General features: G+C 59.2%; 13 protein-coding genes, 1 other RNA gene and 1 pseudogene. 8 read left to right on the top strand and 7 right to left on the bottom strand.

From position 1 onward, the window contains the following. Positions 1 to 783: a CPBP family intramembrane glutamic endopeptidase gene (locus AB4Z24_RS16860; protein ID WP_441710141.1), complete on the bottom strand. Its 783-nt coding sequence runs from the start codon at positions 781 to 783 to the stop codon at positions 1 to 3. Positions 784 to 963: 180 nt separating this feature from the next. Between AB4Z24_RS16860 and ssrA the strand changes: the two genes are divergently transcribed. The 4 genes from ssrA to AB4Z24_RS16840 all read left to right on the top strand — a co-directional run bounded on the left by ssrA (position 964) and on the right by AB4Z24_RS16840 (position 3632). Beyond that, positions 964 to 1342, top strand: a transfer-messenger RNA (tmRNA) gene (gene ssrA / locus AB4Z24_RS16855). Between the two features lie 104 nt (positions 1343 to 1446). Then, entirely contained in the window at positions 1447 to 2130 is a 684-nt protein-coding gene (locus tag AB4Z24_RS16850; RefSeq protein WP_441710139.1) for an SspB family protein, read from the top strand. 188 nt (positions 2131 to 2318) lie between these two features. After that, positions 2319 to 2552, top strand: coding sequence for a hypothetical protein (locus AB4Z24_RS16845; RefSeq protein WP_441710137.1), 234 nt, complete (start codon positions 2319 to 2321; stop codon positions 2550 to 2552). Positions 2553 to 2954: 402 nt separating this feature from the next. Beyond that, positions 2955 to 3632: a class I SAM-dependent methyltransferase gene (locus AB4Z24_RS16840; protein WP_441710135.1), complete on the top strand. Its 678-nt coding sequence runs from the start codon at positions 2955 to 2957 to the stop codon at positions 3630 to 3632. Between the two features lie 90 nt (positions 3633 to 3722). On the opposite strand, the gene AB4Z24_RS16835 is transcribed toward AB4Z24_RS16840, so the two are convergent. Then, positions 3723 to 4436, bottom strand: coding sequence for an energy transducer TonB family protein (locus tag AB4Z24_RS16835; RefSeq protein ID WP_441710133.1), 714 nt, complete (start codon positions 4434 to 4436; stop codon positions 3723 to 3725). Positions 4437 to 4893: 457 nt separating this feature from the next. Beyond that, positions 4894 to 5196 carry a hypothetical protein gene (locus AB4Z24_RS16830; RefSeq protein WP_441710131.1) on the bottom strand — a complete coding sequence of 101 codons (303 nt, stop codon included), beginning with the start codon at positions 5194 to 5196 and terminating at the stop codon, positions 4894 to 4896. Between the two features lie 202 nt (positions 5197 to 5398). On the opposite strand from AB4Z24_RS16830, the pseudogene AB4Z24_RS16825 reads away from it, so the two are divergent. Beyond that, positions 5399 to 5485, top strand: a pseudogene (locus AB4Z24_RS16825) (MarR family transcriptional regulator); the annotation flags it as partial. A 532-nt stretch (positions 5486 to 6017) separates the two neighbouring features. After that, positions 6018 to 7238, top strand: coding sequence for a CHASE2 domain-containing protein (locus AB4Z24_RS16820; protein ID WP_441710129.1), 1221 nt, complete (start codon positions 6018 to 6020; stop codon positions 7236 to 7238). Positions 7239 to 7313: 75 nt separating this feature from the next. On the opposite strand, the gene AB4Z24_RS16815 is transcribed toward AB4Z24_RS16820, so the two are convergent. The 3 genes from AB4Z24_RS16815 to AB4Z24_RS16805 form a co-directional block, all read right to left on the bottom strand. Continuing rightward, complete coding sequence (locus AB4Z24_RS16815; RefSeq protein WP_441710127.1) at positions 7314 to 7838, bottom strand: hypothetical protein; 525 nt, start codon at positions 7836 to 7838, stop codon at positions 7314 to 7316. Between the two features lie 802 nt (positions 7839 to 8640). Further along, entirely contained in the window at positions 8641 to 9339 is a 699-nt protein-coding gene (locus tag AB4Z24_RS16810; protein WP_441710126.1) for a hypothetical protein, read from the bottom strand. Between the two features lie 169 nt (positions 9340 to 9508). Further along, positions 9509 to 10411, bottom strand: a complete 903-nt coding sequence (locus AB4Z24_RS16805; protein ID WP_441710124.1) for a LysR family transcriptional regulator — start codon at positions 10409 to 10411, stop codon at positions 9509 to 9511. Between the two features lie 135 nt (positions 10412 to 10546). Between AB4Z24_RS16805 and AB4Z24_RS16800 the strand changes: the two genes are divergently transcribed. Continuing rightward, positions 10547 to 11320, top strand: coding sequence for an SDR family oxidoreductase (locus AB4Z24_RS16800; protein WP_441710122.1), 774 nt, complete (start codon positions 10547 to 10549; stop codon positions 11318 to 11320). 170 nt (positions 11321 to 11490) lie between these two features. Here the strand turns inward: AB4Z24_RS16800 and AB4Z24_RS16795 are convergent, their stop codons facing one another. After that, positions 11491 to 11880: a GFA family protein gene (locus tag AB4Z24_RS16795; RefSeq protein ID WP_441710120.1), complete on the bottom strand. Its 390-nt coding sequence runs from the start codon at positions 11878 to 11880 to the stop codon at positions 11491 to 11493. A gap of 291 nt (positions 11881 to 12171) precedes the next feature. On the opposite strand from AB4Z24_RS16795, the gene AB4Z24_RS16790 reads away from it, so the two are divergent. After that, complete coding sequence (locus AB4Z24_RS16790; protein ID WP_441710118.1) at positions 12172 to 12852, top strand: YoaK family protein; 681 nt, start codon at positions 12172 to 12174, stop codon at positions 12850 to 12852. Positions 12853 to 12970 lie beyond the last annotated feature (118 nt).

Below are 12970 nucleotides of genomic sequence, written 5' to 3'. Positions count from 1 at the left end.
TCAGCCGAGCGAGCCGCCGCCCGAGAATGCCATCGCGAGAATGATCAGCGAGTTGTAGGCGCCATGACAGACGACCGGAGTCAATAGCGTTCCGGTGCGCTCGCGAAGCCAGGCCAGATAAAGTCCGATCAGCGTAATCGCGGCGACGCCGTAGGGCGAATAATTGGCGTGCAGGACTGCCCACGTAATGGCGGTGACGAACGCGGTGCCCGCAAACCCCAACGGCGACGGGCGCAGGGCTTTGAAGAGCAGGCCCCGGAACAGGCACTCTTCGGCAAGCGGGGCGCCGATCCCGGCCGCGATGAGGATGAGCCACCACGTCCGCGAGGTCATCATTTCGGCGAAGGGTTGCAGGTCGTGTTTCAGCGCCTCCGGATTGAAGACGAAAACGAAGGAGGCGAAGGCCATGGCGAGCGCCGCCAGGGCAACGATGGAGAGCAGAAGCGTCTTGATGCCGCCGGGAGGCATGCCGAAGTTCAAAAACGGCAGGCCCGAAACGCGGCGCCGAAGGGCGTTAAGCAAAAGTAGCGAGCCGACCGTCACTGCCTGAAATGCGAAGAGCGATGCGGCGACTCGGCCCGTCAGCAGGGCTTCGGGTTCGCCAGCCTTGAAGGCGCGCGCCTCGTTGATCTGGCTCCAGCTGTCGAAAACGCGCGCCGCAACATCGCCTGAGGCCTTCGCCGCTGCGACGATTACGACGGCGAGGCCGACCGCGACGGCGACCCCCTTCCAAATCTCAGACGGCGTCTGCACCGGAACCTTATCTTGCGACGAAACGCTCACTCTATAAGTTCTCTGGATAAGTCCTCTGGCGCGTTTCGCGCACCTCGATCAGATCACCGCGTCAAACTCGCCAAACTGAACGACAACGCCAGAATAAGGCGGTTCCTTCGGCCCCTCCCTGTCTAATCGTCGCCCGCCGGCAACAGATTTCCACGTCAGGACACGAGCATAGGCATCGAAACGCTTTTTTTCGCAAGGATTGCGCCTTATATTCAGGGTGCTGGCTCTGCCAGCTATGGCGATAAACGCGGTCGTAATAAGCCGATCGGACCCGGGGGCGGTACCCGGCGCCTCCACCATATGCCGCCTTTCCTCGCACATCGGGCGAACAAGGCGGCATCTGCTGGGGGCGAAATAGGATCGACGAAGGCGTAAAGGACTTAGCTTTTGCCCGGCATGATACCACCGTTATCGGGTCATACAGAATAGTTGCCAATGACAACTATGCTGAGGCCGCTCTCGCTGCGTAATGCAGCGCGACTAGCCTGAACTTGAAGCCCTTATCCCTAGCCGGATAAGGCGCGGTCCGGAGGGCACCGGGCAACAGAAGCCCTCCACTTCTTTTACTCCGTTCCTCGCGGGGTCCCATGGCACTTGGACTTGACGGGACGGCAAATCTGATTTCAGAGGTCAGGCGAGGAATTAGCTATTGAAGGCTGAGGCATGGCATCGGGGCCGTCCATAGATTACGCAAAGCTGCAACAGGAGGCGATGCGGGGCGTTGTGCGAGCGGTTCTGCAACAGGTCGTGAAGACCGGGTTGCCCAACGAGCACCATTTCTACATCTCGTTCCACACCCAGGCGCAGGGCGTCATCCTGTCGAAGCGGCTGAAGGAAAAATATCCGACCGAGATGACGATCGTTCTCCAGCACCGGTTCTGGGATCTGATCGTGTCCGATGACCGCTTCGAGGTGAAGCTGACGTTCGACGGCATCCCTGAAAGGCTCGTCATTCCCTTCGCCGCCATCAAGGTCTTCATCGATCCGAGCGTGCGCTACGGCCTGCAGTTCGACGAGGAAGCCAGCGATCGCGATGCGCCGCCGGTTCCGCGTGCACTGACTGCGGATGCCACCTACGAGCACACGGGCGACGCGACGGACGTTCCGCGCACGCAAACCAAAAAGCCGCGATCGTCGCGCAAGCCGCGTGGCGACAAGGATGCGCTCGCCGGCACGCCGCCGCTGGCCGCCGTGAAGTCCGAGCATTCGATACCGCCCAATCCGGAACCCGCAACGCGCGCCGGAGAAGACGTGCCGAAGGAGGGAGACGACGCCGAGGCCGCGAAGGAAGCGCCTCCCGAAGGCGGCGCCAAGATCCTAAGCCTCGATCAGTTCCGGAAGAAGTAGCGGGCCGCGCCCCTAAGACCGTCGCAAGAGCCGAGCGAGCTTAAGCCTGGCCCATATGATCGATATGGAGCGGTGGAGGCGCAAGCCCATCGAAGAGCCGTCAGCCGCTCAAGCGTTCGGCCCTCGACGCGATGAGCAATCGTGCCCGCAGAAACCCGGCGTCCATTTCAGACCAACCTTAATGGCCCATGGTCATCACAATGATCACCGTGCGGATGATGCAGATGCCCGTTCACCAGATAGCAGATATGGTCGCCGTGGGGCACGGCCTCGTGACCACAGCCGGGTCCATGCACGTGGTCTTTATCGTGTCCGCCGCATTGATGTTTCGGCGTGCAGCGGTCAGGGTTGGTCGCAGAGACCTCGATTACGTGCTCAACAACCTTTTTGCCTTCGACGTGCTGAAGGTGGCCGCCTTCTAAATAATCCACGTGATCCTTGTGCTGAACCGCGAGATGGCCACATCCCGGTCCGTGATGGTGAGGATGTGGAGAGTGGGAATGTTTGGAGCTGGTCGAAGTACTCATTCGCGCCTCCATTAACAGACCGACGGAATTATAGGTCTTTGAACTCAGTCTGCTAAATCCGTTGTGCGGACTTCAGTTCCTGGCCCAGAGCAAATGTAATTCCGCCCGCAAACCGTCCCACAAACTGCGCCGCCGAAACTTCTCCCCGCCGTGCGGCGAGACATGTGGGGCGAGGGCCGAACGCGTCGTCAGCATTCAGCCCAAGGAGCCTTGTCCGAAAGCACTGGTCAAACTGCCTTGTCTTGTAGTTCTATCCTCGCCCATCATATCCGGCCGAGACCGAGCCAAAGGTAGTATATGGACGCGCCTCCGTTCTCCGGACAATCCGTCAACGCTTACGCCGATGGTCCGCCTCGCCAGGTACCTGGTTTCGCGGACTTGCACCGAATGACGACGATGCTGCTCGCGGAGCGGACGCCTTCGAATGGCCGCGTGTTGGTCCTCGGCGCGGGTGGTGGGCTAGAGCTCAAGGCGTTTGCTGAAGCCCGTCCTGGCTGGTCGTTCGATGGCATAGACCCTTCGGCCGACATGTTGCGATTGGCCGAGCAAACAGTTCGCCCACATGCTGCCCGCGTCCGCCTTCATCAAGGCTACATCGACAGCGCGCCGACGGGCCCGTTCGATGCCGCCACGTCGCTGCTGACGTTCCACTTCATCCCTCGCGACGAGCGCCTCGCAACGCTCAAGCAGATTCATCGCCGCCTGAAGCCCGGTGCTCCCTTCGTCGTCGCTCACATCAGCTTTCCGCAGGGCGAACCGGAACGGTCTCTATGGATCGCTCGCCACGTCGCCTTCGGATCACCGGACGTAACGGACCCGGCTCGGCTCGAAAACTCCCGGCATGCCATTGCCACGAGGCTCTCGATACTGGCGCCGCAGGAAGAAGAAGCACTGCTAGCCGAAGCAGGCTTTTCAAACGTCAGCCTGTTCTATGCAGGCTTCAGCTTCAGAGGATGGCTGGCCTATGCCAACTGATTGCGTTGGCTCCCGCTGCTCCTGATCCCGGGCCGAACTCGCCTCCCGAAGATCGATCCCGGCGAAAAGCAAGCTTGTGGACAGGGTCTATTACCTGCGTGAGCGAGGTGATCTTCCACCTACGAGCATCGCCTCAAATGTGAATTGCTGCGTAAGTGAGATGGGGCTTAGGCTGACTTTCGGCGGGATCGGAGGAAAAGGTGCCCCCCGGTCGAGTGCGGCTACGGCGGCGTCATCGAGTATTTTAATGCCCGAGCTTGATATGACCTCTCGCGACAAGAGCTTGCCGTCGAGACCGATCGTAAAGCGCATGACGACAGTTCCGGACCGCCGCGACGGTGGGCTCACTTTCGCGCGCTCAACGTGCTTTTGGATCCGGCCAAGATAGATACCGATCGCTTTCGCATCGGCGCCTGTCTTCGCCGGGCCGGAACTTTCCTCAGTGAAGACCGCAGCTTGAGGCGGCCGCTGTTCCTTGACCTGCACGGCATCCGGCTTGGGAGGCGCCGGCAGTTCTTGCGTGTTGACCACGACTTCCTCGACACTGCTCGCATCCGAAGAAATGACGTCGCGCAACTCGTCCGGCTTTACCTCAGCCGATTGGGGCGGCGGTCGAAGAGGGAAAATTTTAGCCGGCTCGATCGTCTGCATCGCGTCGCCGAGATTCACAAGTCCCTCGGCCGCGATACCTTGCTCGACAAGTACAATGTCGACGCCTTGCCCGAGGTCGAGCGCATCTGCGACGGACTTCCGCGACGAAGCCAGCATGAAGTCACCGATCGCGGCGTGGATCAGCACAGACATCGATATTGCGATTAATCGCAGCCGGCTCATGCTGACGTAATTTGTTGCAAACTGTGCCCGTATCCGTGCCGATATTCGCACCTTGAGGCGCCTTTTAGGCCACCGCCTTGATCACGTATCGCGACGGTTGCCGTTGCATACCCCATTGCGATGCCCAGATCGGCCTAAAGTCGCTTATGCCGATTCTGGCCCTTAGCAGACGAATGGGCTACGTCCGTTTACCAGCGAACGGCCCGCATCCCCGACCGAGCACGAATGACTGCGTTCTCTGCAAAGACGATCGCAACTTTAAACTCGGTGTCGCCAAGCGTTCTGGGTCGAAAAAGGTTGGGCCCAACGCGATGAACTTCACCGCTGGCCTACAATCCTTTTCCGACCCAGTGGACGAAGCGTCCCTAAAACGGATCGAAGCCCTCTTCCGAAGTCGCGCTATTCTTCATTTACGCCAAGCAGCGGGTCACAACGGGGCGCACAACCAAGCGCCTAAGCAGGTCTTGGGTGTCGTCACCTTGCAAGCCATCTGCGAGGAGTGACACGTCGTCATGCCTGAGCCGTCATCGCATTTCGTGTGGACCGGGCCCTTGCCCACGCGGCCCTGCCCATAGATGACGTTTGCAAGACCGTGCGTCGAGAAGAGGTAGGCGATATCGTGGGTCACAGCTTCGCCGACCGCTCCGACCTTGACGCAATCAGCCTGAGCCGTTGCCGAAAGTGCACAGAAGGCCGCCGCGGCGGCTAAGCCTAGTTTCAAAGAACGCATTTGCCCCTCCAAAAAATGAGTCATCCCCGTCTGGAAACTAGTTGAGCGCGTGGCCTCGGACAACAGAATCGGGCTGCGGCAAGCCGGTTCTCCCGAAAGGAACTGGAAAGCGTGCCGCATTTGCCACCCAGCCGACGGCCCGGAGTGCCGGGCAAGACTTATGCGGAGTAAAACCTTATGCCCCCAGGGAGACAAGGTGGTTGGTTCCATCGCCATCGACGGCGAAAATCTAGGCGAGAATATCGCCCATCTGCGCTGGTTTATCGTCGACGATGCTGCTCGCGGAGGGGACGCCTTCCAATGGCCGCGTGTTGGTCCTCGGCGCGGGTGGTGGGCTAGAGCTCAAGGCGTTTGCTGAAGCCCGTCCGACTGCTCAGGACCCGAAGCGGAACACTCATACGGACAGCTAATTACGACTTTGAAGACCTCGGTCCACCAAAGAGCCCCCATTCAAGGCGATACATTTCTGCACATTCCTCCCGACCATTTGAAACGTGTACGGAAAGTTCGTTGACAGCATTCCGTCTGCTTCGTAGCGTTTGGTGCACAGTCAGTCGCCTAACCTACAAGTAAGTAGAATACGGGAGAGTGCTCATGCGCCTCGAAAAGACTGTCATCGCACGCCTAATCCTTATTGTTTCTCTGGCATTGGGTGCGAGCGCATTGACGCTCGGATCAGCTGGCGCCGATCCCGGCGGGCCTCCAGGCCCCCAGCCGGCATCGCCACCTCCATGATCTGAAGGACGTCCGCAAATCGGAGTGTCTACGTTGCCGCAGCGGTGGGTCTCGATGAGCACCGAGGTGAAAGCGATGGACGTGCAATGAGCAATCGAGAAGCAGGGTGCTCTCGGCTGCCAAAGGTCTCCATCGCTATTTGCGTCGCTTGCGCTGTGGCGCTCGTCGCACTTTTTTATCCTCCTCTGCGCGCCAAAATTTTGACGATCGAGCCTTGGACGGCGGACTGGCGCACAGTGCTCCTCTCCGATCGCACCGCCGCAGACTATCCAGAGATTCTTGTCGTCCTCATCAACAACAAAACACTCGAAGGCTATCCCTATACCTCGCCGACACCGCGCGATTTGATCGCTAAAGTTGTACGGGCAGTCGATGCCGCAAATCCGGCCGCTATCGGACTAGATTTCTATTTCGCCAAGGCGACCGATAAGGACACAGACCTGATAAGTGCGCTCCGTGATGCAAGGTCACCGGTTGTCATCGGCGCCATCGATCGTCGTTACCCACAATTCACGACGCCGGAGTTTGATTTCCAGAAGCGCTTTCTAATCGCGACGGGCCGGAGCGCAGGCTACAATGAACTGCTGCATGAGAAGGATGATGTCGTCCGCTACACCGCAGCGCCGGCCGATCCCGATTACCCCGAAAGCTTTGCCCTGCTTGTTGCGAAGGCTGTGAAGCCCATTGACCATCCGAACCCTACGCGCATCGCGTGGCTTCTGGGCCCGAATGCCAACCTTGATCCGTTCGGGACGGTACCCGCCGAAACACTCTTTCAGGACACTGGCATGGACGCGGCCACTATCGGTCGCGCGAAAGAGCAAGCAAAAGGTCTCAAAGGGAAAATCGTCCTCATCAGTGGCGAGTATCCATATCTTGACCGGCATCGCACGCCTTTGTCGCTCTGGACCGGCAGCAATATGCTCGGAGTCAAGATCCACGCGAACATCGTGGCACAGCTCATCGATGGACGCAGATATTTCGCGCTAAATTCAGTACAGCAGGAGATTCTGCTCGCGGCGTTGTCTCTCCTGGGATTTGCGCTCGGCTGGTACTTTTGGCGGCGTCGCGTGGATTTTCTAAGCCTCGGCGTAGCGACGGTCGGCCTAGTCGTTATCGACGCCATCATCTTCAAAAGCGCGCGGATCGTCCTGCCCTTCACGCTCGCGTTGTGGGGCTGGTTCATAAGCGCAACGCTAGGACATCACCTGCATGCGGTCTGGCATGCCGCGAAGCTTCGGCAAACGATTCCCGCCCGGTCGGCCGATGAAATGAAGCCCTTAACGGTGCCTACCCGAGATTTTTAAAAATTCAATGCGGCAGCGCCGGCTAGAAGAGAGGGCGTCCATACCTGCGATGTCTTAACATGCGCATCTCGGGCGTTATCGCTGAACCAAGGCAGGATTATCTTGTCCGCGCGTTCGAAGCCAAGTTCCGCCCTTTTGATCCGCCTCCGCCGCGCATGCATTCGCTAGAGCAATGAGTTCTCCAGCTCGTTGCTGCAAGTGAACCAGCTTGATGACCCGCTCCACCTCCATCAGGCGGCCGGGCTGATGCGGGAAGACCGTCCTCCCATTTCGATCAATATTCCAATGGCAGAGAATCTTGAGATCGCCGTCGCCAGCTGCGCCTTCCTTGATGACTTCGGCCACGATGTCGTCGACCGGCAGGACTTCAGAAAAGCCACCACCGTAGCCGACGAACAAATGAATTTGCGCGAGGTTTTGACGTTTGCGCAGCGCGTTCGACAGGATGACGTGACCCTGCATCGCCCGGAGCGCTTCCTTAAACTCGCTGCACATCATTCGCAGCAAAGATGTTCCGCGATCCTGATCCAGGGTGCTTCCTCGCCGATTCTCGCCATCGGCCACGCTACGCCACATGATCCTCTCGACATCGTATTCCATGTCGATTGCATGTGCGGTGAAATTGGAAATTTGAATGTAAGATGCCGACATATCCAAGCCCTTGAAATGAATCCTAAATGGCTTTCGATGCTCAGTTATCCGTTCAACCAAAGAAGGTCAGCTTTGGAGAGTTGACCATAGTCACGAGGGGCTCGGTGCCGGACTGGACGCGGTGCATTTTCCAAGCTCCGAGCAAGGGGCCGCTGTGTTTGCGTACGCCGCGCAAGGCGTCGTTGTTTTTTCGTGTGCTTGAGAGAAGCGCTCTCCGGTTGGACAGGACTTGGTTCGAAAAGGGCAGCTTCGAAAATATAGGGTCGATGAACGTCGCTATTTGCCAACGTTGCGGCAGGGGCCGGGCTTGCGGGCTCTTGGCTTGCAGGTTCCGGGCTTTCAGAAACGTCACGCCTGATCTGCGCGTCGTCGAGAAATCTGGCGCTGATGGCTTCCGCAGCCGTACGGCTTTCCGACGTGATGAAAGTTGCCTCACGCACTGCCGTCAGAAATGCCCCGAGGGTTCCCGGTGAAACGAAGGCCGGCAAGATATTTCCCGGCGCAGCAAGGGATTGTTGCGATCCCAATGGGTCGACGACAGATCGCGCGGTGCTGGTCTGAGTAACGCAAATGACCGCAAGCGCGGCCAATAGTAGAAGGGGAAGAATACGCATAGCGGGCTCCGGATACGCTCGCAAACGCGGTGTGCTTTTGAACACCGTCGCGCAATTCTCAGATATCCCGCAACGACACCCTTATAGGCAAACTGGGTCAAAAGAATGACGCGATGCGAGCATTACGGTTTTCCTTTTCACTTCGGCGGCGGCGCTTGATCCTCGGTCTTCTCATCCTTGCCAAAAAAATACTCGTATGCCGCGTAGGTCATGAGCGCCACGCCGACGACCGCCGCTCCGCGACCCGTTTTGGCGATGCCGGAGCTCGCGAGCGCACCAACAGCGCGGTCCGCTGCAGATATTTCGACGGCCTTCGGCAACAGACCGATGGTCTTCTCGCTGAGCAATCCCTTCACCTCACCCGAGGTGAGCAATCCCTCGGCTGCGCGTCTGCTCAGCTCGGCCGAGCGGCTGCCGCCAAGATAAAGTGTTACGCCCGCTTGTCCCGGACCTACGCTGGTGAGGTCGTCGATCAGGCGACAGGTGTGAAAATGCTCGTCTTTCGGACATGCCACGGTGACGGGAGCGGGCGCCGCGAGCGGCGGCGCGGGAACTGCGGGCTTTAATTGTTGCTGCCCCAAATCCGGCAAGGTGTGATCGGCGCCTCCCGGAAGCGGCTTCAAGACATCCGGTATCGCGAACAGGTGGCAGTTGGCGGGCGGTTGAAGCAACGCGCAAAGGGGTGTGGGTTTAGGCGGCGGCGACTGCTTCAACTTCGCCAGGAGGTCGGCGAGTTCTTGCTGGGTCATAACCGGCGGCGTGCGTTCCTGAGCGATGGCCGTCGAAAACAGCGCCGCGACGCCGATACCTGACGCGATGATTGCCAAACGATTCATCTGAGGCCTCAGGCGCGATCAACCGACAAAATTAGTCTGACGACATCCTATTACAGCATTGTGATGCTCAGCGCAGCGCCGGTTTTGGATATGGAGGACGCGAGGCACTGTTTTCGCCGCTCCAGGACCTTGAGCTTGCTCTGCCTACTCGCGCTCAACTTGCCGCCTGCTAGACAACGATTTCCTTTTTCAGGAGCCCTTCCAGCCAGTCGGTAAAGACCTGCAGCCGGCGCGAGAGATGCCGGCGATGCGGATAGATGAGAGCGATCGGCATGGGCGCGGCCCGATGGTCTCGCATCACCTCCACAAGCTCGCCTGAAGCGAGATATTGCTTCACGTCGTAGGCCGGGATTTGGATAAGGCCCAGACCCGCGAGACAGCAGGCGATGTAGCCTTCCGCGCTATTGACCGTCACGCGACGGGGGACCGGACAAGAACGAAGCTCACCATTCTCCGTCCACTCCCAATCATCGACGCGCCCGGTCGACGGCGATGCATAGCCCACTGCCCAGTGCTTCTGCAGACTGTCGGGCGAGCGGGGCCTGCCGTGGTCCTTGATGTAGGCTCGGCTCGCGACATTGATCAGACGCAGTTCTCCGATCGACCGCGCAATCAAGCCAGAGTCTTGGAGGGGCCCGACACGCAGCGCACAGTCGATATTGTCCTCGACAAGATGGACGGCGCGATCGGTCATGCCGATCTCGAGATCGATGTCACGATAGCGATCGAGAAACTCGGGCAGCGCCGGCGCAATGATGATCCGGCCAATGCGGCCCGGCACGTCGACCCGCAATTTTCCGGAAGGAAGCGCGGTGGACTTCAAGAAGAGTGTCTCGGCCTCCTCGACATCCGTGAGCAGGCGCGTGCAGCGCTCGTAGAACGCTATTCCGTCGTGGGTCGGAGAGACCTTCCGCGTCGTGCGGTTGAGCAACCGGGTGCCAAGCCGCATTTCGAGTTCCTGAACGGCTGCGGAAACCGACGACCTCGGCAGATCAAGCGTATTTGCGGCGCGGGTGAAGCTCGCGCAATCGACGACGCGCGTGAAGATGCGAAACCGGTCGATGCGGTCCAAAGGCGCCCCCTTCAATTGTTCGCCAATTCTGACATGTCATGCCAGAAAACATGGGTTTATATCGATTTTTTAGACGATATCTTCCGCAGTGGAAAGCGCGCCAACGTGGCTGCGTTTGAAGCCAGGAGGGGCCCCTTGACTGATCACGGCATTAAAGGAAAGACCGCACTTATCGCAGGCGGCGGGAAAAATCTCGGCGGGCTGATCGCGCGGGATCTCGCGGCGCAGGGCGCGAAGGCGATCGCGATCCACTACAACAGCGCCTCGAGCAAGGCCGAAGCCGAGGCGACCGTTTCCGCAATCAAGACTGCAGGCGCCGAATGCGTGGCGTTTCAGGCCGATCTCACATCGGCGGGCGCGGTCGAGAAACTTTTCGCAGACGTCGTGCGCGGCGTCGGCCAGCCAGATATTGCGATCAACACCGTGGGCAAGGTTCTGAAGAAGCCAATCGCGGAGATCAGCGAAGCGGAATACGATGAGATGAGCGCGGTGAATGCCAAGGCCGCATTCTTCTTCCTCAAAGAGGCAGGCAAGCACGTCGCAGACAACGGCAAGATCTGCACTCTGGTGACGTCTCTGCTCGGCGCATACACGCCGTTCTATTCTTCATATGCGGGCACGAAGGCTCCCGTGGAACACTTCACGCGGGCGGCATCAAAGGAATTCGGGTCACGCGGGATCTCGGTCACGGCCATTGGCCCAGGTCCGATGGACACGCCCTTCTTCTATCCGGCCGAAGGCGCCGAGGCCGTCGCATACCACAAGACCGCCGCCGCCCTTTCGGCCTTCACCCCAACCGGCCTGACCCACATCGAGGACATCGTTCCTTGGATCCGCTTCCTGGTCTCGGACGGCTGGTGGATGACCGGGCAGACGATCCTGGTCAACGGAGGCTACACGACGAAATAGTTCGCCTTGGCTCCGCCTGCAGTTTGTTTTCAAGTGCGGCAGCCGCGGATCGCGGCCGGGCGCTCAGCACGTGTGCACGCGTCGCACATTGCTGTAGATCCCGGCCTTTGCCCGAATGACTGGACGGGGAAACAACGCCGGAGAAAGCCGCGACGCATCGAGCGAGCTTGCTAAAACCATAAATCCCGAATGCACCGCCCATCGCGGGCCAGATCATCAAAACTCACGAGCCCATCGAAATGGTCGATGGGAATTGGGGCAACGGCATCCGGCTCCGTGAGGCGCAGATTGACCGCGATGCGGCGACGCCCGCCCTCGCTGACAGCAAGAGCGCGCCAATAGGCGACGCACCCGCATTCGGGACAAAAATGAAAGCTGGTCGCTTCGCCGCGAACGTAGGCCTTCGTCGGACCCGTTACGTGGATACCTTCGCCTTCATAATCGTATGCCCAGAGCACGCCGTAGCGTCTGCAGACCGTGCAATTGCAGGCGGTTGCCGATTCCGGCATGCCTGCGAATGTCCAGCGCACCGCGCCGCAATGACAGGATCCTTCGAGCATTTTTTCCCCTAACGCCGCTCGCCATTCGCGAAGTTTCTCGTCGGAACTTATCCCGCACGCGCAGATGCTCGCATACTCGCGCTCATCTTGCCACGCAGACAAAGGGCATGAGATACGACCTCAAAGCTGCCGAGGATGTCGAACGTCATCGCCACGTCGTCTGCTTCTTTCAAGTCCGGCGGGACCTCGACGAGCTTGCCGCCTTTAGATCTGGATCGGCGAGCCAGTCGGTCCGGCGGTCCAGGCAGGCGTCGTGCCTTTAGCGAGCGTTGCTCGAATGAGACGTGTCATATGAACTGGAAATTTTTAAACCTGCCCATCGTATTGAGCATCAATGCCGGTTACGTGGATACGGCGGGCTTTCTTTCGCTGCACGGACTCTTCACATCCCACGTGACGGGCAACTTTGTAACTCTCGCCGCCTCTCTTCTGCATGGCACTTCTGGCGCGGTCACCAAACTCATGGCGTTGCCAGTTTTTTGTCTTGCGATCTTCGCTGCCCGGCTTGCCCATTATCGTCTCGGACGGTTGCAGTCTTCTGCCCTGTCGATATTTCTTCTTATCGAAATCGCGGCCTTAACGATCGCCGCGTTTCTGGCGTTCCAGTTCGGCCCCTTCCCTGATGCAGATCTGCCGATGGCATTTGCGACCGGCATGTCGCTTGTGGTCGCAATGGCCCTGCAGAACGGATTGCACCGAATGCACCTTTCGTCGGCTCCGCCATCGACGATCATGACGGGCACGACGACCCAGCTCATGCTGGATTTGGCCGATGTCGTCCAGGGTCTGCCACCTGAGGCCCGTCAAAAGCTCAATCCGCGCCTCGCCAGCATGCTTCTGAGCGTCGTGGCCTTCGCGCTTGGTTGCGCATTAGCGGCGTTATTCTTCGCCCTATACGGCAACGGGTCGCTTGTGTTGCCGCCGGTGTTTACAATTGCGGCGCTGCTTCTGCATTTATCGGCTTCCAGTTGACTGCTATAGCCGTCGGAAAGCGTACCGCATACAAACTGTCCGAAAGCTCCAGACATAAACGGCAGCTTCTGGTCCAGAGCAGTCGTAATTCGGCATAGGCGTCTGATCCAAACAATGA

Origin of the sequence: Hyphomicrobium sp. 2TAF46 (assembly GCF_052114865.1) — a bacterium.
Taxonomy (GTDB): Bacteria; Pseudomonadota; Alphaproteobacteria; order Rhizobiales; family Hyphomicrobiaceae; genus Hyphomicrobium_B.
Note: the sequence above shows the minus strand (reverse complement) of the source record. Positions and strands in the feature narration are given on the sequence as shown.

Coding starts and splice junctions, on each gene's coding strand:
- AB4Z24_RS16810 (WP_441710126.1), bottom strand. CDS start 9,339: ATGAATCGTTTGGCAATCATCGCGTCAGGTATCGGCGTCGCGGCGCTG.
- AB4Z24_RS16795 (WP_441710120.1), bottom strand. CDS start 11,880: ATGCTCGAAGGATCCTGTCATTGCGGCGCGGTGCGCTGGACATTCGCA.
- AB4Z24_RS16830 (WP_441710131.1), bottom strand. CDS start 5,196: ATGCGTTCTTTGAAACTAGGCTTAGCCGCCGCGGCGGCCTTCTGTGCA.
- AB4Z24_RS16845 (WP_441710137.1), top strand. CDS start 2,319: ATGGTCATCACAATGATCACCGTGCGGATGATGCAGATGCCCGTTCAC.
- AB4Z24_RS16820 (WP_441710129.1), top strand. CDS start 6,018: ATGAGCAATCGAGAAGCAGGGTGCTCTCGGCTGCCAAAGGTCTCCATC.
- AB4Z24_RS16815 (WP_441710127.1), bottom strand. CDS start 7,838: ATGGAATACGATGTCGAGAGGATCATGTGGCGTAGCGTGGCCGATGGC.
- AB4Z24_RS16850 (WP_441710139.1), top strand. CDS start 1,447: ATGGCATCGGGGCCGTCCATAGATTACGCAAAGCTGCAACAGGAGGCG.
- AB4Z24_RS16790 (WP_441710118.1), top strand. CDS start 12,172: ATGAACTGGAAATTTTTAAACCTGCCCATCGTATTGAGCATCAATGCC.
- AB4Z24_RS16840 (WP_441710135.1), top strand. CDS start 2,955: ATGGACGCGCCTCCGTTCTCCGGACAATCCGTCAACGCTTACGCCGAT.
- AB4Z24_RS16835 (WP_441710133.1), bottom strand. CDS start 4,436: ATGTCTGTGCTGATCCACGCCGCGATCGGTGACTTCATGCTGGCTTCG.